At 53.1% G+C, this 22,510-nt stretch carries 22 protein-coding genes; 8 read left to right on the plus strand and 14 right to left on the minus strand.

The genetic code is table 11. The annotated features are described in order from the left end of the window. Window positions 1–13 precede the first annotated feature (13 nt). The 3 genes from IMCC13023_RS00985 to IMCC13023_RS00995 form a co-directional block, all read right to left on the minus strand. Entirely contained in the window at window positions 14–583 is a 570-nt protein-coding gene (locus IMCC13023_RS00985) for a hypothetical protein (protein WP_007540319.1), read from the minus strand. A 278-nt stretch (window positions 584–861) separates the two neighbouring features. Beyond that, a complete protein-coding gene (locus IMCC13023_RS00990; RefSeq protein ID WP_007540320.1) occupies window positions 862–2,148 on the minus strand; it encodes an adenylosuccinate synthase in 1,287 nt (428 codons plus the stop codon). Window positions 2,149–2,207: 59 nt separating this feature from the next. Next, window positions 2,208–2,873: a TrmH family RNA methyltransferase gene (locus IMCC13023_RS00995; RefSeq protein ID WP_007540322.1), complete on the minus strand. Its 666-nt coding sequence runs from the start codon at window positions 2,871–2,873 to the stop codon at window positions 2,208–2,210. A 30-nt stretch (window positions 2,874–2,903) separates the two neighbouring features. On the opposite strand from IMCC13023_RS00995, the gene IMCC13023_RS01000 reads away from it, so the two are divergent. Further along, the gene (locus IMCC13023_RS01000; protein ID WP_007540323.1) at window positions 2,904–3,674 is read left to right on the plus strand and encodes an HAD-IIA family hydrolase; all 771 of its coding nucleotides are present in this window, start codon (window positions 2,904–2,906) and stop codon (window positions 3,672–3,674) included. Here the strand turns inward: IMCC13023_RS01000 and IMCC13023_RS01005 are convergent. Both IMCC13023_RS01005 and pyrE read right to left on the minus strand, forming a co-directional pair. Then, window positions 3,661–4,890 carry an MFS transporter gene (locus IMCC13023_RS01005; protein WP_157775948.1) on the minus strand — a complete coding sequence of 410 codons (1,230 nt, stop codon included), beginning with the start codon at window positions 4,888–4,890 and terminating at the stop codon, window positions 3,661–3,663. The two genes, IMCC13023_RS01000 and IMCC13023_RS01005, sit on opposite strands and share 14 nt — an antisense overlap. A 12-nt stretch (window positions 4,891–4,902) precedes the next feature. After that, window positions 4,903–5,463, minus strand: coding sequence for an orotate phosphoribosyltransferase (pyrE, locus tag IMCC13023_RS01010; RefSeq protein ID WP_007540325.1), 561 nt, complete (start codon window positions 5,461–5,463; stop codon window positions 4,903–4,905). 15 nt (window positions 5,464–5,478) lie between these two features. On the opposite strand from pyrE, the gene IMCC13023_RS01015 reads away from it, so the two are divergent. Continuing rightward, window positions 5,479–6,255 carry an exodeoxyribonuclease III gene (locus IMCC13023_RS01015; RefSeq protein WP_007540326.1) on the plus strand — a complete coding sequence of 259 codons (777 nt, stop codon included), beginning with the start codon at window positions 5,479–5,481 and terminating at the stop codon, window positions 6,253–6,255. Here IMCC13023_RS01015 and IMCC13023_RS06940 read toward each other — a convergent pair. Further along, complete coding sequence (locus tag IMCC13023_RS06940) at window positions 6,248–6,640, minus strand: DoxX family protein (protein WP_007540327.1); 393 nt, start codon at window positions 6,638–6,640, stop codon at window positions 6,248–6,250. The two genes, IMCC13023_RS01015 and IMCC13023_RS06940, sit on opposite strands and share 8 nt — an antisense overlap. 77 nt (window positions 6,641–6,717) lie before the next feature. Between IMCC13023_RS06940 and IMCC13023_RS01025 the strand changes: the two genes are divergently transcribed. Beyond that, entirely contained in the window at window positions 6,718–7,119 is a 402-nt protein-coding gene (locus IMCC13023_RS01025) for a winged helix-turn-helix transcriptional regulator (protein WP_007540328.1), read from the plus strand. Window positions 7,120–7,250: 131 nt separating this feature from the next. On the opposite strand, the gene IMCC13023_RS01030 is transcribed toward IMCC13023_RS01025, so the two are convergent. Genes IMCC13023_RS01030 through dnaK form a run of 5 tightly spaced genes read right to left on the minus strand, consistent with a single transcriptional unit; the run spans window position 7,251 to window position 13,228 of the window. After that, window positions 7,251–9,407 carry an ATP-dependent Clp protease ATP-binding subunit gene (locus IMCC13023_RS01030; RefSeq protein WP_007540329.1) on the minus strand — a complete coding sequence of 719 codons (2,157 nt, stop codon included), beginning with the start codon at window positions 9,405–9,407 and terminating at the stop codon, window positions 7,251–7,253. Continuing rightward, a complete protein-coding gene (locus tag IMCC13023_RS01035) occupies window positions 9,408–9,812 on the minus strand; it encodes a heat shock protein transcriptional repressor HspR (protein WP_040324922.1) in 405 nt (134 codons plus the stop codon). A 15-nt stretch (window positions 9,813–9,827) separates the two neighbouring features. Next, window positions 9,828–10,730 (minus strand): DnaJ C-terminal domain-containing protein, encoded by a 903-nt coding sequence (locus IMCC13023_RS01040; protein WP_007540331.1) that lies wholly within the window; start codon window positions 10,728–10,730, stop codon window positions 9,828–9,830. A gap of 12 nt (window positions 10,731–10,742) precedes the next feature. After that, window positions 10,743–11,330, minus strand: coding sequence for a nucleotide exchange factor GrpE (locus tag IMCC13023_RS01045; RefSeq protein ID WP_007540333.1), 588 nt, complete (start codon window positions 11,328–11,330; stop codon window positions 10,743–10,745). After that, window positions 11,330–13,228 carry a molecular chaperone DnaK gene (gene dnaK / locus IMCC13023_RS01050; RefSeq protein WP_007540335.1) on the minus strand — a complete coding sequence of 633 codons (1,899 nt, stop codon included), beginning with the start codon at window positions 13,226–13,228 and terminating at the stop codon, window positions 11,330–11,332. Before dnaK ends, IMCC13023_RS01045 begins: the two co-directional genes overlap by 1 nt. Window positions 13,229–13,491: 263 nt before the next feature. On the opposite strand from dnaK, the gene IMCC13023_RS01055 reads away from it, so the two are divergent. The 3 genes from IMCC13023_RS01055 (at window position 13,492) to IMCC13023_RS01065 (ending at window position 16,700) form a co-directional block, all read left to right on the plus strand. Beyond that, window positions 13,492–14,811, plus strand: coding sequence for an MFS transporter (locus tag IMCC13023_RS01055; protein ID WP_007540337.1), 1,320 nt, complete (start codon window positions 13,492–13,494; stop codon window positions 14,809–14,811). A gap of 264 nt (window positions 14,812–15,075) precedes the next feature. Continuing rightward, a complete protein-coding gene (locus IMCC13023_RS01060; RefSeq protein ID WP_040324760.1) occupies window positions 15,076–15,498 on the plus strand; it encodes an RbsD/FucU family protein in 423 nt (140 codons plus the stop codon). Continuing rightward, complete coding sequence (locus IMCC13023_RS01065) at window positions 15,495–16,700, plus strand: AGE family epimerase/isomerase (RefSeq protein WP_007540341.1); 1,206 nt, start codon at window positions 15,495–15,497, stop codon at window positions 16,698–16,700. The genes IMCC13023_RS01060 and IMCC13023_RS01065 overlap by 4 nt, the downstream gene beginning before the upstream one ends. Before the next feature lie 58 nt (window positions 16,701–16,758). On the opposite strand, the gene IMCC13023_RS01070 is transcribed toward IMCC13023_RS01065, so the two are convergent. The 3 genes from IMCC13023_RS01070 to IMCC13023_RS01080 all read right to left on the minus strand — a co-directional run bounded on the left by IMCC13023_RS01070 (window position 16,759) and on the right by IMCC13023_RS01080 (window position 19,860). After that, the gene (locus tag IMCC13023_RS01070) at window positions 16,759–17,544 is read right to left on the minus strand and encodes an ATP-binding cassette domain-containing protein (RefSeq protein ID WP_007540343.1); all 786 of its coding nucleotides are present in this window, start codon (window positions 17,542–17,544) and stop codon (window positions 16,759–16,761) included. Then, a complete protein-coding gene (locus tag IMCC13023_RS01075) occupies window positions 17,544–18,599 on the minus strand; it encodes an ABC transporter permease (protein ID WP_249859674.1) in 1,056 nt (351 codons plus the stop codon). Before IMCC13023_RS01075 ends, IMCC13023_RS01070 begins: the two co-directional genes overlap by 1 nt. A gap of 157 nt (window positions 18,600–18,756) precedes the next feature. Next, window positions 18,757–19,860, minus strand: a complete 1,104-nt coding sequence (locus tag IMCC13023_RS01080) for a substrate-binding domain-containing protein (RefSeq protein ID WP_007540348.1) — start codon at window positions 19,858–19,860, stop codon at window positions 18,757–18,759. 252 nt (window positions 19,861–20,112) lie between these two features. Here IMCC13023_RS01080 and IMCC13023_RS01085 point away from each other — a divergent pair, with 252 nt between their 5' ends. Beyond that, complete coding sequence (locus IMCC13023_RS01085; RefSeq protein WP_050816693.1) at window positions 20,113–21,516, plus strand: xylulokinase; 1,404 nt, start codon at window positions 20,113–20,115, stop codon at window positions 21,514–21,516. 105 nt (window positions 21,517–21,621) lie between these two features. Next, on the plus strand, window positions 21,622–22,452 hold the full coding sequence (gene aroE, locus IMCC13023_RS01090; protein ID WP_249859676.1) for a shikimate dehydrogenase: 831 nt from the start codon (window positions 21,622–21,624) through the stop codon (window positions 22,450–22,452). The last annotated feature ends 58 nt before the right edge of the window (window positions 22,453–22,510 follow it).

Below are 22,510 nucleotides of genomic sequence, written 5' to 3' on the forward strand. Positions count from 1 at the left end.
CTAGGAACTCAGGCTAGTCGAGGGTGTGAAGCGGGAACCTAAGGTAGGCGGCCTTCCACCTGAGTGCCTCTGACCGCCAGGCAAGGTCATCGGCCAGCTCGGCAATCGTGGCCCAGTAAAAAATGGTCAGCAAATCAACGCTCAAATAGCTGATGGTGTCGCCAGGAAAGGCCTTTGCCAAGCAGCGCTTGATGACCGCTGGCATGTCCCCGAGACCGTGCTCGTGAATTTGCGCCCTGACATCAAGCTCTATTTCTCTAGCTCGTCTTGGGTTCCAAGGCGTCATCGGGTTTGGGTAGTGGAGCATGTCGCTTAGCTGGAGTGCTTCGCGATAGCGAACCTCTTCTAGCCGATCAAAGATTGGCTCGAACCGCTCCATCTCGTAACCGGCTTTTCGCATGTCCAAGATATCTGGGTAGGACAAAAAGCGGTAAAAGGGAACGTGAGGACGCACAGCCTGATAGGGCCTGGAAGTGAAGCTAGCAAGAAGTGGGTCAACACCAATAGCCGCAGCACCCCAAGTGTTGAAGGCTTCATCCGGATAGGGGATCTTCTCCAGCTCTTCAGGTGTCGGTTCACTCATCTTTAATATTGTCTTCCAATTGGGTCAGTTTTGAACTGAAAAACGAGGAATTGTGGAAATCGTTGTATTCCTTGGCCTAGTTGCTAATTTTGGTATCGCGCGAATAAGACACAACAACGCAAGGCCACCGCAAAGTCCTCATCTGACATAGCAAAAGAACGAAGGCGCTACGGCGCTAATGTGACCCTCTTGCAAGCCTGATCGCGGGTGAAAGCTGCTCCCAAGAAGTGTCTTTGCAACAGGCTTTTAAAGAGGTGCTTGATTATTTAGGCTGCTGGCTAACCAAGCATGTCGTGACGGACCAGAGTCGCATCTCGATCTGGCCCAACACCAATTGCGCTGATTCTCGTGCCAGACATCTCTTCCAGAGCCAAGACATAATCCTTGGCGTTTTTTGGAAGGTCATCGAAGTTCTTTACGCCGGTAATGTCCTGATCCCAACCCGGGAACATTTCATAAATCGGCTTTGCGTGGTGGAAATCGGTTTGTGAAACAGGGACCTCTTCAACCCTGGTTCCATCAACGTCATACGCGACACACACAGGAATTTCCTTGAGGCCGGTTAGGACATCAAGCTTGGTCAAAAAGATATCCGTAAGGCCGTTCACCCTGGTTGCATAGCGAGCAATCGGAGCATCGAACCAGCCGCAACGCCTGTCGCGACCGGTGGTCACACCAACTTCGTGCCCAACGGTTCTTAGGAATTCACCCATGTCATCGAATAGCTCGGTTGGGAACGGGCCTGCGCCAACTCTGGTTGTGTAGGCCTTCAGGATGCCAATGACACCGCTGATTTTTGTAGGACCAATACCGCTGCCGGTAGTTGCTCCACCGGCTGTTGGGTTCGAGGAAGTCACAAAAGGATAGGTTCCGTGATCCACATCCAACAGTGTTCCCTGTCCGCCCTCGAGCAAAACAGTCTGGCCCTTATCGATTGCCTGGTTCAAAACCAGAGAAGTGTCAGCGACCATTGGGCGCAAGCGCTCGGCGAAGGTCAGCATGTGCTCAACAACGTCCTCGGGCTTTACTGCAGCGCGATTGTAGATTTTTACAAGTAGCTCATTTTTCTGAGCCAAAGCTGCTTCGACCTTCTGAAGCAGAATGCTTGGGTCAAAAAGATCCTGAACCCTGATGCCCAACCTGCCCATCTTGTCAGCATAGGTCGGGCCAATGCCGCGACCGGTTGTTCCAATGGCTCGTTTGCCTAAGAAGCGCTCTGAAACCTTGTCGACGGTGACGTGATATGGCGTGATGATGTGGGCATTTGCTGAAATCAACAACTTCGAGGTGTCGACTCCCTTTTCGATTAGGCCGTCAATCTCCTTGAACAAAACCTCTAGATCAATGACCACGCCGTTGCCAATTACTGGCGTGCAGGCGGGGGTAAGGATTCCAGAAGGTAAAAGGTGCAGCGCGAACTTCTTGTCACCGATAACTACGGTGTGGCCAGCGTTATTGCCACCTTGGTAGCGAACCACGTAATCAACGCGGCTGCCAAGTAAGTCGGTGGCCTTACCTTTACCTTCGTCGCCCCATTGGGCTCCAACGAGAACTACTGCAGGCATAGAAGGCCCCTTTCTAAAAAATTTAGGGGGAGATTCGGGTTATCGGCCCTTTTTCAAGTCTACCCAAAAACGTGCTGCATCACCCAGGTGTGCATGGTTATTGAGGCCGCAGCTGAAGCGTTTATCGACCTAGTCGAACCAAACTGGGTAATTTCCAAAACCATGTCGGCTGCATCGAGCGCTAATTGACTGAGCCCCGGGCCTTCTTGACCAAACAAGAATAGGCACTCGGCAGGCAGCTTCACATTCTCAAGCTGCTTGCAGCCTGGAACATTATCGATTGCAATAATCGGTAACTTGCCTCCGTTAGCTGCTCCTGTTTCTGCCCAAGCCACCAACTCCTCGATGGTGGGGACATGCCTAACGTGCTGGTAGCGATCCGTAACCATCGCGCCGCGACGATTCCAGCGTTTATTGCCTACTATGTGAACTTCTTTTGCTAGAAAAGCGTTGGCGGTTCTCACAATCGAACCGATGTTCAGATCGTGCTGCCAGTTCTCAATTGCAACGTGATACGGATGGCGCTTGGTATCAAGGTCAGCAACGATTGCGCGCATGGTCCAATATCGATATTCGTCCACCACGTTTCTGGTATCGCCGTTTTGAAGTAGCTCTAGATCAAACTTTTCGAAGTCCGGGTGGGTAGGACCGGGTAGCTTGCCTGGCCAAGGTCCGACTCCCCAAGTTGGCTGCTCTTGGGTTCCGGTCACGTTTTCATCACTCACGGGCTAAAGCCTAAAGCTATGGTTGTACTTATGAGAGAACGATCTGAAATTATTAGCTGGCTTACCGACATGGATGGTGTGCTTTGGCACGAAGGTAAGGCGATCCCGGGGGCCCCGGAGCTAATAAAAAAGTGGTTGGAGGCCGAGACTAAATTCTTGGTCCTGACTAATAACTCGATCTACACGCCTCATGATCTTTCGATTCGCCTGAAATCAGGCGGATTGAACGTTCCAGAAAGCTTGATTTACACCTCCGCAATGGCAACCGCTGATTTTCTAAACCACCAGTCACCAAAAAGCACCGCCTACGTAATTGGTGAAAACGGACTGATCACCGCAATGCACGAAATCGGTTATGTTCTCACCGAGTCCAAGCCCGAATACGTGGTCCTCGGCGAGACTCGAAACCTGAGCTTTGACAGCTTGACCAAGGCCGCCAGATTCATAAACGCAGGCTCGAAGTTCATCGCTACCAACCCGGATGCGACTGGCCCAAGCAAAGACGGTGTTCTACTAGCAACCGGCTCGGTTGCTGCCCTTTTAACTAGAGCTACCGGCAAGGACCCATACATTGTTGGCAAGCCAAACCCAATGATGTTCCGATCTGCAATGCGAAAAATTGGTGCTCACTCAGAAACTACGGCAATGATCGGTGACCGCATGGACACCGACGTTGTTGCAGGTATTGAGGCTGGTCTTCACACCATTCTTGTGAGAACAGGTATCTCGGATGACGCAGAAATAGCTAGGTATCCGTTCCGCCCAACCGAAATCATGGATTCGGTGGCTAACCTGCTATAGGAATTTCTTCCCGGGCATCTATCGACTTGATGTGTCGATTGAATGACACAAGCAGACCGGCTATCAAAACTGTTACAGCCAACACGGTGTATGTGGGCCGAATCCCGAATCCATCAACGGCCGAGCCGACCGCCACCATTGAAATAAGTGGTCCGGCATTCCAAATTGCCATTTCAAGAGCAAACACTCGGCCGCGCTTGTTGGCGGGGATTTTGCGCTGAATAACGGTGTTTAGAAGCGGCAACAGCGGGCCCCAGGCCAGACCCAAAACCAACGCCCCAACAAACATGGCCCACTGAGCTGGGAGTTGGCTCATCGGCAGCATCGCCAGCGGAACACCGAGGATGCCGATTCTCAAAATAGTTGAGTAGCTCAAGAACTTATGAATCTGTTCGAAGAACAGTGCTCCGACAATCGATGCTGCCGCCATGGCGGAAATCAGCAGACCTAGGCCCGCTGGGTCACCGAGTGAGCTGTAATAGGCTGGCAAAACCACCATCTCGGTTGGTAGATAAATAACAGCCAAAATCGAAATCGCCACCATCATCACCAAAACAGAAGGGGTGGCAAACAAAATCTTGAAGCCTTGCAACGCATAGCGATAAAAAGGCTCTTTCTCACTTGCATCGTTTGGCTCGTGCTGTTCAACAACTCTCACGAACGACGCGGTCAAGCCGCTTGCTAATGCAAAGGCGGCGACCACTATGAAAGTTTCAGCTGACCCGATTACAGCAATACAGAAAGTTGCTAGGGCAGGACCGAAAGCAAAGCCGGTCGCAAAGACACCCTCGTGTATTGAATTAGCGCGGTCAAGTGTCATCCGGGCAGGGACTGCGATGTCTGGAACCAGAGACTTTCTTGCGGTGGGCCCCGCTGCCGCGAGAACGTTTTTGAGAGTCGCAAGCACTATGAGCCAAGCGATTGTTAGCTCCCACAGGCTAGCAACCAAAGGCAGCAGCAGCGTGAGTGCTCCGGTGATTAGCTCAGCCCATACGGCCACTCGTTTTCTGCCGTACTTATCGATAATCGAACCGATGACAGGTATGACAACTAAGCCTGGTATTGCTGTTAGAGATACAACTAAGCCGGCTTGAGCCGCTGAACCACTGATTTCAAGCGCTATCCAAGGAATGGCAATAAACACCATCGAACCCGCGGTCACACTCATAAAGTTTGCAAGTTGGGTTAGGACAAAGGGCGCAACGCGACGCTGCACTTCCACCTTCTTCTACAGACCGAGATCACCGAGCGTGATTGCTGTTAGATAAGGATACCCCGCCGCCTCGATTGCCTGGCGTGCTCCAGTATCACGATCCACTACCGTTGCGACAGCCACCACCGTCGCCCCCGCTGCAATCAATGCCTCAGCTGCAGTCAAAGGTGAGCCTCCGGTGGTGGAAGTGTCCTCCAAAACAATTACTCTTTTCCCCTCGACACTTGGACCCTCAACCTGCCGGGCCATGCCGTGGGCCTTGGCTTGCTTGCGGACAACAAAGGCGTCTAGCTCAATACCTCTGGCTGCCGCCTGATGAAGTAGAGCGGTTGCAACGGGGTCGGCGCCCATTGTGAGGCCGCCAACGGCATCGATGTTGCCGAAGCTATTTGCCTCTAGAAGTTCCAGCATCACCTTGCCAATCAAAGGTGAGGCCTCGTGGTGGAGAGTTGCTCTTCTTAGATCAACGTAGTAATCGGCCTCAAGTCCAGAAGACAGGGTTACTTTGCCGTGGACAATGGCAAGGTCTTTTATCAGCTCAACTAGACGTGGCTTGTTACTTGAATCAAAGCTCATAGTTAGAGTTTAGAGATGCAAATCGCCACCTGGAACGTAAACTCCGCTCGAGCACGGCAAGGTCGCATTGTCGAATTCCTTCAACGCACCAAGGTTGACGTGCTTGCAATGCAGGAAATTAAGTGCAAACCAGAGCAGTTTCCCTATGAAGCATTCGAGGCAATCGGCTACAAGGTCTTGGCTCACGGGCTAAACCAGTGGAACGGTGTGGCCTTTGCTTACCGCGAAGACCTGGTTCCAGAGGATATTGAAACTTCCTTTTATCAGCAGCCCGAATTCAAAGATGTCCAAGAAGCCAGAGCCCTTGGAGCAACCTTCAATGGCGTCCGAGTCTGGTCAATCTACGTTCCAAATGGCCGCGAACTTGATGACCCCCACATGCAATACAAGCTTGAATTCCTAGACCGCCTTGCAGCGACAATGGCCGAGCAGCTTGAAATGGACCCCAGCCTCGAGATTGCAGTGGTGGGAGATTTCAACGTTGCTCCGCTAGATGAAGATGTCTATGACCTAAGCATGTTCGAGACTCATGTTTCTCAGCCCGAGCGTGATGCCTTCGATGCATTTGAGCAAGTTGGGCTTACCGACAAGGTCCGTGAGCTTGTCCCTAATGCCTATACCTACTGGGACTACAAGGAGCTGTGTTTCCCAAAGAACAACGGGATGAGAATCGACTTCATGCTCACCTCAGAAGCTCTCACCGAGCGCATCACCGCCGCCACGATTGAGCGGGATGAGCGCAAGGGAGAGCTCCCGAGCGATCACGTTCCTGTTGTTTTGACTATTAGCTAGCGCCTGCCTTCACCCCAAGAGGGGCGCGCTTCCAGCGACCCCAGACGATGAAGGACAGGGTTAGAACTAGAGCAATGTTTAGAGGACCGGTGGTTGCGAAACTACCGTGCTGTGTGTGCCAAATCATGGCGCCGAACATAACAAACACCAGACCGAGAGCTGCCAATGGAACCAAAAAGGCAAATCGCTTGATGAATCCAGGAATCAGCAGGCCAAGACCACCCAGGATTTCTAATGTGCCAGAAATCAAGTGAAGCTCTGGACTTAGCTCATACATCCAAGCCATCGCAGCTGGCAAGCCAGCCGGCAAAATAAAGTGGGTAATTCCAATTGCTACCCAGTAAAGCCCCAGGACTATTTGCAGAACCCAAAGAAATCTATTCATGTTTATTCCTCTTCTTATTGATACTTAGTTACTATTAGATACAGTGTAGGAGTGAGGTTCCCGGCACTTCAACGTGAGTGAGTAACCAAAAGGGAACCGAGGGAGAGGTGTCCATGGACTGCGAGAGCCACAATGTGCCGGTTTTGCAGAAGCTCTTCAGCAAGCTCGGTTCCAAATGGAGTCTGCTCATCTTGATATTTCTGGAACAAAACCCTCCTCACATTCGCTTCACTGAACTGAAGCGCCAAATCAAGGGCGTTTCCCAAAAAATGCTGGCTCAAACCCTGAAGGAGCTTGAGCGGGACGGATTAGTGGCACGTCAGATGCACGCGGAGATTCCCCCTCGCGTGGAGTATTCCCTCACCGAACTTGGCAAAAGCCTCCTGCCGGTCGCCCGAGGCTTCGCCGAATGGGCATTGAAGAACGAGACTGTCATCGAGCAAAAGCGGGAAGAGTTCGACCTTCGTTTTGCCGACTAGGCCTCAAGAACCCTAAAACCCTCGCATCACTTACGTTTCACCAGAGCCAGAGAACGCTAAGTTAGCGTGCGATCATGCTGCAGCAAAATGAGGGATGGGCTTCCCCGAGTGCCTTGCAGGCAGAATCGCGATTAGTCGTGCGTCTCCGCTAAAACGCTCAGGTGTTCGCCATCTACTGCAACATCGGCCTTCACAATTGACCCATCCTCGACTTGACCGTCAAGGATCAGGTTCGCAAGCTTGTCATCAATCTCTCTTTGCATAAGTCTGCGCAACGGTCTCGCCCCATAAACAGGGTCATAACCGTTTTCTGCCAACCACAATCTTGCAGCCGGCGTTACACCGAGTGTTAGGCGCTTGTCTTCAAGCCTTGCCGTGAGCTTCTCGATGTTTAGATCGACAATGAAGCCAAGCTCTTCAACGCTTAGTGCATCAAACAGCACGATGTCATCGAGCCTGTTTAGAAACTCTGGCTTGAATGCACTTCGCACCGATTCCATAACAGCCTGTGACTTCTGGTCATCAGATAACTCCTGATCTATCAAGAACTGAGAACCAAGGTTTGAAGTCATAATCATGATCACGTTTCTAAAATCAACCGTTCTGCCCTGACCGTCGGTTAGGCGACCGTCGTCAAGAACCTGCAGCAATACATCAAAGACCTCGGGGTGAGCCTTTTCGATTTCATCAAAAAGAATCACCGAGTAGGGCCTGCGCCTAACCGCTTCAGTCAGCTGTCCACCCTCGCCATATCCGACATAACCCGGAGGAGCTCCGATCAGACGGCTAACGCTGTGTTTTTCGCCGTACTCGCTCATGTCGATCCGAACCATGGAACGCTCGTCGTCGAACAAGAAATGCGCTAGCGACTTCGCAAGCTCAGTCTTACCAACACCAGTTGGACCGAGAAACAAAAACGAACCGGTTGGTCTATCTGGATCGGAAATGCCTGCTTTAGTTCTGCGAACTGCATCGCTAACAGCCTTGACCGCCTTTGATTGCCCAATAAGTCTCTTGCCAAGCTCTCGCTCTAGATTCAGTAGCTTTTTGGACTCTCCAGCAAGCAACCTTCCGGTTGGAATGCCGGTCCAAGCAGAAACAACAGCCGCAATCTCGTCTTCGGAAACCCGATCGCCAACCATTCGGTCGGCAGATTGGGTTTCAGTTTCTGCTCGTTCTGCTTCGCTAAGTTCTTTTTCAAGGGCTGGAATCTCCCCGTATAGCAGCTTGGAAGCCGCCTCTAGGTTTCCCTCACGCTGAGCGCGCTCTGCTTGAATCCTCAGGGAGTCCAATTTGGTCTTGAGATCACCGATTTTATTGAGCTCGCTGCGCTCTTTTTCCCAGCGGACATTTAGAGAATCAAGCTTTTGCTGTTTCTCACCCAAATCCTCTTGAAGTTTTTCTAGACGCCTCTTGGAGGCTTCGTCCTTCTCTTTTTTCAAGGCAAGCTCTTCAAGCTTTAGCCGATCTACTGACCGCCTAAGTTCGTCGATCTCAACCGGAGCAGAGTCAATCTCCATGCGTAGCCTGGAGGCTGCCTCATCAACTAGGTCAATTGCCTTGTCTGGCAACTGTCGACCGGTTATGTAGCGGTTGGAAAGCCCGGCTGCTGCAACCAAGGCACTATCTGCAATGGTGACTTTGTGGTGAGCCTCGTAGCGCTCTTTTAGGCCGCGAAGAATCGCAACCGTGTCCTCTACTGATGGTTCTCCCACGAAAACTTGCTGGAATCTGCGCTCGAGGGCGGAGTCTTTTTCAATCCGCTCGCGGTACTCATCAAGTGTGGTTGCACCAATTAGGCGAAGTTCGCCGCGCGCAAGCATTGGCTTGAGCATGTTCGAGGCATCCATTGCGCCATCAGCTGCTCCAGCTCCCACCAGAGTGTGAATCTCGTCAACGAAAGTGATGATGCCGCCCTCGGCATCCTGAATTTCCTTAAGAACTGCTTTTAGGCGCTCTTCAAACTCGCCACGAAACTTGCTGCCGGCAACCATTGCCGATAAATCAAGGCTTATCAGGGCCTTGTTCTTTAGGCTTTCTGGCACATCGCCCGCCACTATTCTTTGGGCTAAGCCCTCTACAACTGCCGTCTTTCCAACACCTGGTTCACCGATTAGGACCGGGTTATTCTTGGTCCTTCGCGATAGCACTTGGCTAACCCTGCGAATTTCGGCGTCTCTGCCGATAACGGGATCCAGCTTGCCCGCTCTTGCAATTGCTGTCAGGTCAATCCCAAATAGTTCAAGGGCGCTTTTTTGCTGTTCTTGCCCCTGCTGCCCTTGACTCATCTAACGCCTCTTCCATAGCACTACCGAGCCCGAGCGCTCAGGGCGTTGTCCCGGGTTGAGTCTGATTACGCCTTGCTCACCGGCTGCAAACACCCGGTTCCCCGGTTGACTCATTACCTGGTTTGCTAATTCGCGCTCGAGATCTCTCACGCGGGCATTAAGAGCAGTGTTTTGGTCCACGAGTTCTAGGACTCGCCTAATGCCCTCAAGAGAGACCCCCTCGGCACTCAACCTTGCGACTTCGCGGAGATGGGCTACGTCTTGCATTGTGTAGCGGCGAGATTTACCGGAGGTTCTAGTGGGGGAAACTAAACCAATTCGGTCATACTGCCTCAGGGTTTGTGGGTGCATGCCGCATAGCTCTGCGGCCACTGAAATCACAAACAGTGGTGTGTCCTGGCTAATATCCACAACCCCTCCTTACAGAAGTCCTGCCCTACTGATAAGTGTCGCTCGTGGGTCTTCGACCGGTATTTCGCTGTCGAAGGCCCGAAGCGCCTCTTCGGCTTTCTTGCTGATTCGGTTTGGAACCAAAATATCCACCGAGGCCAATAAATCGCCCTGGTGAGATTCGTGTTGAACACCCTTGCCCTTTACGCGCAGGGTCCTGCCGTTTGGTGTTCCGGGAGCAACCTTTAGCTTCACTGGCTCGCCGCCGAGCACCGGAACTGAGATAACTGCGCCAAGTACTGCTTCGGCAAAAGTAACCGGCACCACCACTCGGACATTGTCGCCGTCCCTAGTAAAAACCGGGTGCGGTCTGACCTTGATAGTCACGACAAGATCTCCGGCTTGGCCACCATTCGGTGATGGCTGTCCTTTGCCCTTGAGTTTGAGCTTTTGACCATCCTGAATACCAGCCGGCACCTTCAAGGTCACCGGTTTTCCGGAAACGGTTAGCTTGATGTTGGTGCCGTGAATCGAGTCAATGAAGTCAACGCTCGAGGAAGTAGTTAGGTCTTGGCCGCGCTGCGGAGCAAAGCCGCCGCCGCCAAAGCCGCCGCCGCCGCCACCGAAGAAGTTTGAAAACACATCTTCAAAGCCGCCGCCTTGACCTCCACGACCACCGGCCTGGAAACGAGCACCGCCGCCCATTGCGCGAACAGCGTCATACTCCTTGCGTTCGGTGACATCGGATAGAACGTCGTAGGCCTCTGAGATATCCTTGAACCTCGACTCGGCTGCCTGGTCTCCGGGGTGAAGGTCAGGGTGATTATCCTTAGCTAACTTCCGATAGGCCTTTTTGAGGTCAGCATCGCTAACGCCCTTGGTGACCCCAAGGATTTTATAGAAATCCTTTTCAATCCAGTCTTGCGACGCCATCTAACTCACCTCTTATTCGGCTGGTAAGAACACAGCGACCTTGGCAGGTCGCAATAGTCGATCTTGAATCTTGTAGCCGGGCTCAATCACGTCTGCCACTTCGGCCACGGTCACCTCGGGGTTTGGGTTTTGAACCAAAGCATCATGAAGCTCTGGGTCAAAGCGGTCACCCTTGGCTCCGAAGGACACCAGACCAAATTTTTCACCGGCAGCCCTTAGCTTTTGAGCAACTGCTGCCATCGGCGACCCCTCAGGCAAATCGCCATGCGATTCGGCTCTGGTTAGGTCATCAAGGGCAGGCAGGAAAGCTCTAATTGCTTCTGAGATAGCAGACTGACGCTCGGCACCTCGGTCGCGCTCCACGCGCGAGCGATAGTTCACAAAATCAGCCTGCAACCGCTGCATGTCCTGGAAGATCTCTAGTTCGCGGTCAACCGCGTCCTTTTGCTCATCCTGAACATCAGCACTGGCGTTGACGTCAGCATCGGCATCTGAATCAACTGAAGAATCAGAGGTTGGCTCCACTGGGGAGCCCTCCTCTTTCATCTCTTCGGTCTGATTTCCCTCATTGTGCTCGGGGTCGAGGTTCTTATCAGACATTACTTCTTGTCCTTGGTGTTCTCTTCTGGAGCATCATCTTCAGGAGCGTCTTCGGTAGTTGGTGCTTCAGCCTCATCGTCTTCGACGACTTCAGCGTCCACTACGTCTTCTTCTGCCTCTGGAGCAGCCTGTTCTTCGCCTTCAGCCGGCTGGTTGGCATAGATTGCTTCTCCAAGCTTCTGGGCAGAGGTTGATAGCTTCTCTTGAGCAGCCTTGACCGCATCGGCGTCATCACCCGCGAGCGCCGCCTTGAGTTCGTCAACGTCTGCCTGAACCTCAGTTTTCACGTCCTCGGGTAGCTTCTCGTCATTTTCCTTGATCAACTTGTCGGTTGAGTAGGCAAGCTGTTCTGCTTGGTTGCGGGTTTCTGCTTCTTCGCGGCGCAGCTTATCTTCGGCAGCGTGCTCTTCGGCGTCCTTCACCATGCGCTCAATGTCTTCTTCAGACAGTGAGGAGCCTCCGGTGATGGTCATGGACTGCTCCTTACCGGTTCCCTTGTCCTTGGCGGACACGTGCACAATTCCGTTAGCGTCAATGTCAAAAGTGACCTCAACCTGAGGGATGCCACGTGGCGCTGGGGCAATACCGGTTAGCTCGAAGTTTCCAAGACTCTTGTTGTCCCTGGTGAACTCGCGCTCACCCTGGAAAACCTGAATGGAAACACTTGGCTGATTGTCATCAGCGGTTGTAAAGGTTTCGCTTCTCTTGGTTGGAATCGCGGTGTTGCGATCAATCAACCTGGTCATCATGCCACCCTTGGTTTCGATACCAAGTGCAAGTGGGGTCACATCAATAAGTAGAACGTCTTTACGTTCTCCCCTGATAACGCCGGCCTGCAGCGCTGCTCCAACAGAAACAACCTCATCCGGGTTTACGCCCTTGTTTGGCTCTTTACCGCCAAGCAATTTGGTTACCAACTCGGTGACCGCTGGCATACGAGTTGATCCACCGACCATAACAACGTGTGCAATGTCAGCCACCTTCACTCCGGCTTCCTTTACTACGTCAAGGAACGGCTTACGCGTTCTCTCAAGTAGATCGGAGGTCATGTCTTCAAACTGTGCTCTGGTGAGGGTTTCATCTAGGTTCGCAGGACCTGCGTCGGTCAGGGAAAGGTATGGCAACTGAAGCTGCGCAGTCGTTGACTGGCTCAGTTCTTTCTTTGCCTGCTCAGCGGCTTCTTTTAGTCGCTGCAGCGCGATCTTGTCCTTTGAAACATCAACACCCGTTGTCTCTTTGAACTTCTTGACCAAGTAGTCGACCACTCGCTGGTCCCAGTCATCTCCACCAAGCTTGTTATCTCCGCTTGTTGAACGGACCTGGATAGTTGAGAAGTCATCATCTTTGCCAACCTCGAGTAGCGAAACATCGAATGTTCCACCACCAAGGTCAAACACCAGGATTAATTCATCTTCCTTGCCCTTGTCCAAGCCGTAGGCAAGTGCTGCGGCGGTTGGCTCATTGATAATGCGAAGCACGTTTAGGCCGGCAATCTCGCCGGCTTCCTTGGTTGCCTGACGCTCAGCGTCGTTGAAATATGCCGGAACGGTAATGACCGCGTCGGTGACACTCTCGCCAAGGTAGGTCTCAGCATCACGCTTGAGCTTCATCAAAATACGCGCTGAGATTTCCTGCGGGGTGTAATCCTTGTCTTCGACCTTGAACTTCCAGTCGGTACCCATGTGACGCTTCACCGATGAGACGGTGCGGTCTACGTTTGTGACAGCTTGGCGCTTCGCTGTTTCACCAACTAGGACATTGTCGTCCTTAGTGAAAGCAACCACCGATGGGGTGGTGCGGAAACCTTCTGCGTTTGAAATGACCTTTGGTTCGCCAGCTTCCAGCACCGTGACAGCGCTGTTTGTGGTTCCTAAGTCAATGCCTACTGCTCTACCCATTTGTTGCTCCTTCTTTGTGAAAGCTATTTTTGAAACTCGTGAACTTATGGCCCAAGTTGAGCCACATGCGCTCAAGTTTGTCCTAGGGTCTAAAACTTGTCAAGGATGGCTGGCTGAGAGTTGAGTGTGAATGACTCAACTTTGAAAATTCTAGAGCTTGGTTGCGAGGATCGTCACTTAGTTCATGCCTGCCTGGTTGCCAAAAAGTGAATTTTTGGTCTGTTGGGGCCTAACTGAGCCTCCTATAGGAGTAATGTCAGGCCATGACCAACAACGACGTTGCACAAGCTCGGCCAAAAGGAACATTCTCATGGGCACTCTGGGACTGGGCATCACAAGCCTTTCCGACAGTTGTCACCTCCTTTATCTTCGGCCGCTACATAACCAGTGAATTCTTTGCTCCTGCTGGCTACTCAATAGAGGAAGCCGGCCAATACACAGCCTTCTGGCTTGGTATCTCCGGCGTTGTAGCCGGAGTGCTGATCGCTCTCATTGCTCCGATTGTTGGCCGCAGGGCTGACACCTCGGGGCGCAAGAAGTTCTGGCTGATGGTCAACACTTATTTGTTTGCAGGCACCATCGGTTTGATGTTCTTCGTGGCACCCTCAAGTGACTTCTTTGTATTTGGCCTAGTGCTGCTGGCAGCAGGAGGCATCTTCTTCGAGTTTGCGACCGTGAACTACAACTCGATGCTGAATGAGGTCGCCAGACCTCATGAGCGGGGCAAGATCAGCCAGTTTGGTTGGGGACTTGGCTACATCGGCGGAATCATCCTTTTGGTGATGGCGCTCTGGATCATTCAGTTCGGCGGGGCTGAGCTGCTGGGCATCCCAGACACTGATGCACTGTCGGTCCGAGTGGTGATGGTTCTCAGTATGTTCTGGGTGATTATCTTCTCGATCCCCTTGATGTTGAAGGTTCCAGAAGCAAAGCCGATTGCTGGCACTGAGAATGAAGGCGTACTGCTCGCTTACAAAAAGCTGATTCGCTCGCTTGTAATCATGCGGAAAGAAAACCCAAACCTTTTGAAGTTCTTGATTGCCTCGGCTGTCTACCGCGATGGACTGAATGGTGTCTTTGCCTATGGTGCGGTGCTGGGTGGCATCGCCTTCGGCTTGGACTTGACCGAAATAATCCTGTTCGGAATTGCGGCAAACATAGTTGCCGGAATTGGTGCATTCGTCGGATCGTTCTTTGAGGATCGAGTTGGCTCGAGAAGAATTATTTTTGTATCGCTAGTTGGAGTGATAGTCGGTGGCTTCGGGGTGTTTGTATTTGAGAGTGCTGGAACGATTGCCTTCTTTAGTTTTGGTTTGTTCCTCTGCACCTTCGTGGGTCCTGCTCAGGCAGCGTCTAGAACCATGATGTCCAGGCTCTCAGCCGATGACAAGCAGGGTGAGGCCTTCGGCCTTTACGCCACCACCGGAAGGGCCGTTAGCTTTTTGGCTCCTGCGGCCTGGGCCATCTTCGTGGGGCTGTTCTCACCGATCTATGGAATCCTCGGCCTGATGCTGATTTTGGTGGTTGGTTTGCTGCTACTTATTTCGGTTAGGGCTATAGCTGCTCCCACAGCAACCAACTAACTTGTTTCTGCACGCCGTGGAGCCTGACTAATGTCAAAGCGCAAGAAGCACGAGCTGGATTCTTGCAATCTGTTCTGGAACTGCAGCGAAAGACTCGCTCACCGGGTTGTTCAGGGGGCCAAAACGATGAGGCGCGTCGAGTAGTCGACATGGTCAGTTGGCCTTGCTATCATGGCATCTGAGTACTTCGTCTAACCCCACGCGCTCACATGAAACCGTGAAACAGCGACGGACTGATTTTGAAGCTCAAGCGAAGGGGAATATATGTTGAAGAGTATTGACCCGGTTCTCACCGGAACGCTTCTCAAAGCCTTGGACGAAATGGGCCACGGAGACAGAATTGCGATAGTTGATCGAAATTACCCAAGCCTCAGCGCTGGGCCACAGGTGGTTCACCTCGGAGAAATAAGTATCGTGCGCGCCGCGGAAGCAATTTTCAGTGTGCTCCCGCTGGATTCCTTCATTGACAATCCTCTCCTGAGAATGGAGGCCGACGACCAGTCTCCAGCTAGTCCCACGCATGAGAAAGTTCTCGATACTGCCAGGAAGCACCACTTGCGTCCCTTGGAATTCGCCCTCATCCCGAGGCAGGATTTCTATGTCGCAGCGACTCAATGTTTGCTTATAGTGCAGTGCCTTGAAACGGCCCCGTATTCCTGCTTTATAGGTCAAAAAGGAGTGGTGTGACAACGGCGCAGGCCCCGCGCGAGCCGCTGGATCTTCGAAATGTTGCCAGGCTCGTTGATTTCGCTAAGAACGCTGCCCTGGTTGACCGAGGATTCGGCCACCTAGACAACGCCGGCCTGGTTGACCCCTCGTTTCCGCCCTCTGTCCTAATCACAGCGCGCATGACGTTTAGCTTCTCCATCGCCAGCGAGCTCGGCTTTGACGACTGTTTTGCCCTCGCAGAGCGCGGAATTACTTCCTTGGCTGGAGATTTCTTCGATTCAGAAAATGGAGGGTTTAGAAGTGTCCCCAGTGGATATGAAGGCTCCGAACTGAAGAGTGCCTACGACACTTCCTTTGTCCTGCTCGCGGCCTCCACTGCTTGCTCGCTTGGTGTTACAAAGGCTAAGCGAGTTGCGGAACTCGCCCTAGAAACACTGTTCGAGCGTTTCTGGAGAGACGATCTGGGTATTTTCGCCAACTCCTTCAATGAAGACTTCTCTATAACGGAGCCTTATTTGGGCGCGAATGCAAATATGCATGCTGTGGAGGCTTTGATGGCCGCCAGTAAAGCACTAGGGGACCACTCTTTGATGGACCGAGCCAGAGAAATTAGCCAGTTCATGATCAACCGGCATGCTCGCTCCTCTCAGTGGATGATGCCAGAGCACTTTGACCCCGACGGCAACGCGGTTCATGACTTCAACGCTGAGTCACCTGACGATGAATACAGGCCGTATGGCGTGACCATTGGCCATCTTTTCGAATGGTCCCGACTGCTCCTGGAGCTAAACCACAGTGGGGTGAAGGATTCCGATTGGATGCCTGAGGCGGCGCGAAGCCTCTACGAAACAGCCAAGCGTGTTGGCTGGTCGGCCGATGGCAAGCCGGGTTTTGTGTACACGCTTGATTGGGACGGAAATCCCATCGTCACAGAGCGCATGATGTGGGTTGTTGCAGAAGCAATCAGTGCGGCGTCGGCGATGGAGACAGGTGGTCTCGCGCTGACCGCCCGAGACGATATGGCCAAATGGGACAACCACCTGACATCAATGTTCAAGGACTCGGTCAAAGGTAGTTGGCACCACCAATTGAGTGCTGAGGGAGAGCCCTCCTCAACCATCGCAAAGGGAAAGCCCGATGCGTATCACCTTCTACATGCCCTTCTGATTCCCCAACTTCCGCAAGGAAGCGGGCTTCTCGAGCGCATCCGAAACCGATAACGGTAACCGGATTGACAAGTCACCTCACAAGGAAGCACATCTAGGAGCTAGGTACCGCCTACACCGGAGAGAGCTGCTGCTCGCTCTCTGGAACGTCTATTGCACCGGTCATAATTCCCACGGCGTCATTCATCGACGCTGACTTAGGTGTAACCACCGCAGCCCGCTTACCGAGCCTCTGGACGTGGATGCGGTCGGCAACCTCATAAACCTGCGGCATGTTGTGCGAAATCAACACAACCGTCAACCCGCGATTCTTTAGGTCTTTGATGAGGTCAAGAACCTTCCCTGACTCGCGCACACCAAGTGCGGCAGTCGGCTCGTCGAGAATGATCACTTGGCTTCCAAAGGCAGCAGCGCGAGCCACAGCAACAGCTTGGCGCTGACCGCCCGAGAGGGTCTCGACTGCTTGGGTGATGTCCTGAAGAGTGCTAATACCCAAGCTCTTCAGCTGCTCCGCCGCCTGCAGGCGCATGCCCTTCTTGTCGAGCTGGCGCAAGACTGTTCCCATGAAACCTTTTTTCCTGAGCTCTCTGCCCAGAAACATGTTGGAAGCGATGTCGAGCGCTGGGGAGACGGCTAGGGTTTGAAAAACGGTCTCGATTCCGTGATCGCGAGCTGAATGCGTGCTAGCGAATGTCACCTCTTCACCGTTGACCCACATGCTGCCGTCGTCTGCGGAGTGAGCCCCAGCAAAACACTTGATTAGGCTTGACTTACCGGCTCCGTTATCGCCGATAACGGCCAGTACTTCCCCAGGATACAGATCAAAATCCGCTCCGTTGAGGGCGGTTACGGTTCCAAAACGCTTTACGAGACCGCGCGCCTTGACAATGGGCTCCATCATACTTTTACCTTTCTAATCCACTGATCGATACCGACAGCGGCAATTACCAAGACTCCGATGGCAACCGTTCGGTAGGCCTGGTCCACTCCGGCAAGAGACAATCCCATTTCTACAGCAACGACAATCATCGATCCGATGAGCGCTCCTACGACTGCACCGCGTCCTCCAAACAAAGATATTCCACCGATTACCGCGGCAGTGATCGACTGGAGGTTCAACATTGGGTCAACATTCGGAGACGCCGAACCCACACGTCCAATCGTGATCAAGGCTGTGATGCCCATAATCAGCCCGGCTACAAGGTAAACGCTAAAGAGCACCCGATTGGTGTTAATTCCAGTCAGTTTTGCAGCGATTGGATCATCGCCCACTGCATAAAGGTGCCTGCCCCAAGCAGTGTTCCTGAGGACCCAAGCCACGGCGAAGTATAAGGCGAACATGACCAGCAACCCGAAGGTGACGAAGAAGGGGCCCACCGAGAAGCCTTCTCCCAAGGAGAGCATGACTTCTGGCATCTCTGGACCCTGGATTGTCCGGGCCTTGAAGAAGATAAGGGCAAGGCCCATGAAAACGCTCCAGGTTCCCAAGGTCACGATGAACGGCGGCAATCCAAAGCGAACGATGAGGAACCCATTGAGCGATCCGGCCGCCGCGGCCGCCAGAATGCCGACGATGATTGCTAAGTATGGATTCTGCCCAGCGAAGGGCGTAACGTTCGAAGCCACGGCAAACACAGCCATGTTGGCCATCACCATCTGGCCGAAAATCATAATTGACCCGATGGATAAGTCGATGCCGGCCGTCAAAATAATGAGTGACTGGGCCAACGCGAGACTTCCAACGATAACGGTCTGCTGAACCATCAAAGAAATAGTTGACGGTAGTAGGAATCTCTCATTGACTAGGCCGAAGGCCAAAACAACCGAAATGAGAACGGCCAGCGAGCTAAGCCATGGGTAGCGATATAGCGTCTTTTGTATCCGACGCATAGGCGTCAGTCGTAACTCAAACTCTTTTCCCACAGCATCTTTGCTCGATGACTTTTCGCTCACTCTGTTTACCTCCATGGAAACCTAAATTTTATAAAACAGTACACCACGAAGACGCGGGTTCTACTACAGCGGCCAACTCTAAGAGGCTGGCTGATTGTGGGAATGTTGGAGGGCCACATTCTGGCCCTCCAACATTTCTACATGTGCCTAGGTGAGATTAACCCCAGGCGTTTTCGATGCAGTATGCGGAGTCCTCTTGAGGAGCCGCAACCACTGCGTCCTGGGTCTCATCGGTACAGAGCGTAACGCCTGTGTCGAAGAACTGCCCGTTTGCGGAGGTATTAGCCGGAGCTGCACCACCAGTGGCAATGTCGTAAATTGCCTGGACGCCGTACGAAGCCATTCTCAGTGGATACTGTTGAGAAGTAGCCTGGATCTGACCATCCTGGACAGCCTTAACACCGGCAAGTCCACCGTCAACCGAGACAACGAGAACATCCTCGCCAATCACTTTTCCAGCTGCTTTTAGAGCTACGTTAGCTCCGAAGGCTGTTGGTTCGTTGATCGTGTAGACCACGTTGATGTCTGGGTTTGCAGCAAGGCAGCGTTCCATACCACTTCGGCCACCTTCTTCGTTAGCACCCGTTGCTTCTAGACAGATGATTTCATAGTCTCCACCGGTACCAGAGGTGTAGCTTCCTGAAGATGCAGCGCTGTCCATTTCTTCAAGCGTAGGTACGTCAATACCCATGCCCATTAGGAATCCGTTTGCACGACAGTAGTCCACTGGCACGGCGCGGTCATCAAAAATGACTAGCTGAGCGATAACGGCTTTCTTGCCGTCTAGCTTGCCGGCTGCCCACTGACCAATTGCCTCACCTGCAGCACAGTTGTCAGTTGCAAATGTCGAGCTCACAATGTCCGCAGGATCAGTTGGAGAGTCCAACGCGATGACGAAGAGGCCGGCTTCGCGGGCTTTCGTGATCGCTGCGTAAATGTTCGACGACATCGGAGTGATTAGGATTCCAGCTTGACCCTGAGCGATTGCTGCCTCAATGAGGTCAATCTGGCCCTGGTCGTCGCCCTCTTCCTTGCTTGCGCCGACGGTCAAGTCAACACCGATCTCTAGAGCCTTGGCGCGCGCTCCTGCCTCCATGGCAACAAAGAAGGGGTTGGTCAGGTTCTTCAAAATTAGAGACACAGCCACAGTTTCCTCGGCCACTGTTCCAGATTCTGCAGAGCTTGATGGAGCTTCAGATGTAGCTGCGCTACATCCCGAAAGAATCAGAGCAGCTGCGCCTGCAGCTGCGAGACTTGACACAAATCGGCTCTTTCTGAACCGGCTAGTGAACAACGTTGTCTTCATAGAGTTACCTTTCATTGTTAGTGCTCTTAATTAGTGCCCAGATTTCCTAGGTCTCTCGAACATACTCCATGTCTTGGAGGGGAACAGCGGCGTCACTCCTGATTGATACCTTTTTGTTATCTCACTAACACAGTCCATCAAAAACCCTACCCGCGATGGCGCGGGAAACCATCTGGCAGAGGAGAGAACTCAGGTAGGATACCGGCTATGGCGACGCTGGGAATAGACCTCGGGACGGGCTCAGTTAAGGCGGCCGTGGTGTCTGCCAACTCATTGATTCTCTCTCGTTCAAGCAAAACGTACGCGGTGAACTCACCTTTTGTTGGATGGGCCGAAAGTGACCCTCTGGAGTGGCTTCGGGCTGCGGAGGAAGTAGCACTGCAAGCGATCCAACTCTCCCCACAGTCGCCACAAGCAGTTGGTTTCTCCGGACAGATGCACGGTGTAGTTGTCACCGACGCGTCCCTGAACCCCCTACGTCCGGCAATTCTCTGGGCCGATACCCGTTCTGCCGCCGAAGCTCAAAGAATGAACGAAGAGTTGGGGTCTACGGAGATGGCGAAGCTCGGGTCTGCCGCAGTGGCGGGTTTTGCAGCCACAACGCTGGCTTGGCTAAATCGCCACGAACCGGAGGTGATGGCACGGGCTCATCACATTCTGCAACCCAAGGACTGGTTACGAGCAGCCCTGGGTGGCAAAATTGGCTCCGAGCCCAGCGACGCTTCCGGGACGCTTCTGTGCGATGTTGCAACAGGGCAGTGGGCGAATCTGCCAGTCGAATGGTCTGGAATTGAACCGAGCCTCCTTGCTGAAATTCACCCTTCCCAGGAGGAAGCCGGGCACGTCACCCTTGGCGGACTTCGAATTCCTTGCGTCTATGGAGGGGCCGATACCGCGTGTGCAATATTGGGTCTGGGGTTAGAACCCGGTGAGGGCTTTGTGGCTGTCGGAAGCGGCGCCCAGGTTGTCGCTGTAATGAAGGAGCCCACGCTCGACCGATCATTGTCCACTCACACCTTTGCGACGAACGGGAACAAGGGTGCTGGTTGGTATCGAATTGGCGCGGTTCAAAACGCTGGCCTTGCCCTAAAACCAACATTGGAACTCTTAGGAAGCTCTTTTGATGAGGCTCATGAAGCTCTCAGTGAAGGAGTTTCGTCTGATGATCCAATCTTCATTCCCTACCTCTCAGGCGAGCGAACCCCGTTTATGGATCCAAGCCTTCGTGGCTCGTGGCACGAAATTTCGCTCGGAACGACCCGAAAAATGATTCTTCGAAGTGCTCTAGAGGGTGTCGCTCACGCGGTGGCGCTTGCCGTGCAGGCTGTCAGCGATTCCGGCGGAGAAATGCCTGAAACTCTGCCCCTGATCGGCGGCGGGTCAACCAATGCCCTGTTTAAGCAGCTGCTGGCCGACTGCGCAAATCGACCCTTGGCAAACGTAGAGGCCGCTGATGCTGCAGTTATCGGTGCTGCACTTCTCGGATCGGGCCAGACCTCAAACCCCTCCAGACTGAGCCATTCCTCCGTCACCTTCCCGCGTGACAAAGAGGTGAGCCTCCTAAGCTCCCGCAGGGATAAGATGCTCCACCTCATTGCTAAATCTCGTTAGAGAATGAGCCGCCCGTGAGGGTGTTTCCAACCAGGTTCCAGGTGCCACACCGAGCGTGATGTTGCTCAGGACTACACTTGTTGAATGACGAGTTTTCTGAGTGGATTGACAGGATCTTTCTCCTTATCTGCGGCAGAAAACCCGACCGTAGCGGTCATGGAGGCCGGGTACGGCGCAAGCAATCTCGACGTGCGATACATCAATTGCGAAGTCGCACCCGAAAAACTCGCGGGCGCTGTTTCAGGGGCTATTGCGATGGGTTGGTTGGGCTTTAACTGTTCGCTGCCGCACAAAGAGGCAATTCTTGAGTACCTCGATGACCTCGCCCCCAGCGCGAGGCTAATCGGAGCCGTTAACACGGTGGTCATCAAGGATGGGCGGCTAATTGGAGAAAATACCGACGGCAAAGGCTTCGTCGAGGCCCTAAAAACAATAGAAAACCCCCAGGGTTCTAGAACTGTAATCTTTGGAGCCGGCGGAGCAGCGCGAGCGATCGCTATCGAATTGGCCCTTGCCGGCGCGCAAAAAATCACTATCGTCAATCGGTCGCCAGAGCGGGGCAAGAAACTGGCACAACACGTCGATTCCCAGACTGAAGCCGACTGCTCATTTGCTGATTGGACAGCCGGATACTCCATTCCCGAGGATAGCTCGCTCGTTGTGAATGCAACCTCTCTCGGTTTTTACCCCAACCACGAGCAAACCCTCGATGTTGACTTTTCCAGCTTCACCCCAGGATCGATTGTCGCCGATGTAGTTGCCAATCCGCCGAAGACCCGATGGTTGCAAGCAGCAGAGACCGCGGGCTGCGTTTCCCTGACGGGAATTGGCATGCTCGTCAACCAAGCGCGCGTCAACGCCCAGCTATGGACTGGAGAAACCCTCGACGCCGAAGTGATGCATCGAGCGCTGAATAAGGCGCTTGGGCTTGCCTGACGTGCCATTTTCGAAAGGTAAGTAACATGTCGCCATGTCCCGCTCTGAGTGGGCAAGA

Origin of the sequence: Candidatus Aquiluna sp. IMCC13023 (assembly GCF_000257665.1) — a bacterium.
Taxonomy (GTDB): Bacteria; Actinomycetota; Actinomycetes; order Actinomycetales; family Microbacteriaceae; genus Aquiluna.

Bases quoted from the DNA above. Each gene is read 5' to 3' on its own strand.
- IMCC13023_RS01070 (WP_007540343.1), bottom strand. From the start codon at position 17,544: ATGGAGCCCATTGTCAAGGCGCGCGGTCTCGTAAAGCGTTTTGGAACC.
- IMCC13023_RS01040 (WP_007540331.1), bottom strand. From the start codon at position 10,730: ATGGCGTCGCAAGACTGGATTGAAAAGGATTTCTATAAAATCCTTGGG.
- IMCC13023_RS01000 (WP_007540323.1), top strand. From the start codon at position 2,904: ATGAGAGAACGATCTGAAATTATTAGCTGGCTTACCGACATGGATGGT.
- IMCC13023_RS01015 (WP_007540326.1), top strand. From the start codon at position 5,479: ATGCAAATCGCCACCTGGAACGTAAACTCCGCTCGAGCACGGCAAGGT.
- IMCC13023_RS01045 (WP_007540333.1), bottom strand. From the start codon at position 11,330: ATGTCTGATAAGAACCTCGACCCCGAGCACAATGAGGGAAATCAGACC.
- pyrE (WP_007540325.1), bottom strand. From the start codon at position 5,463: ATGAGCTTTGATTCAAGTAACAAGCCACGTCTAGTTGAGCTGATAAAA.
- IMCC13023_RS00990 (WP_007540320.1), bottom strand. From the start codon at position 2,148: ATGCCTGCAGTAGTTCTCGTTGGAGCCCAATGGGGCGACGAAGGTAAA.
- dnaK (WP_007540335.1), bottom strand. From the start codon at position 13,228: ATGGGTAGAGCAGTAGGCATTGACTTAGGAACCACAAACAGCGCTGTC.
- IMCC13023_RS01030 (WP_007540329.1), bottom strand. From the start codon at position 9,407: ATGAGTCAAGGGCAGCAGGGGCAAGAACAGCAAAAAAGCGCCCTTGAA.
- IMCC13023_RS06940 (WP_007540327.1), bottom strand. From the start codon at position 6,640: ATGAATAGATTTCTTTGGGTTCTGCAAATAGTCCTGGGGCTTTACTGG.
- IMCC13023_RS01055 (WP_007540337.1), top strand. From the start codon at position 13,492: ATGACCAACAACGACGTTGCACAAGCTCGGCCAAAAGGAACATTCTCA.
- IMCC13023_RS00985 (WP_007540319.1), bottom strand. From the start codon at position 583: ATGAGTGAACCGACACCTGAAGAGCTGGAGAAGATCCCCTATCCGGAT.
- IMCC13023_RS01085 (WP_050816693.1), top strand. From the start codon at position 20,113: ATGGCGACGCTGGGAATAGACCTCGGGACGGGCTCAGTTAAGGCGGCC.
- IMCC13023_RS01060 (WP_040324760.1), top strand. From the start codon at position 15,076: ATGTTGAAGAGTATTGACCCGGTTCTCACCGGAACGCTTCTCAAAGCC.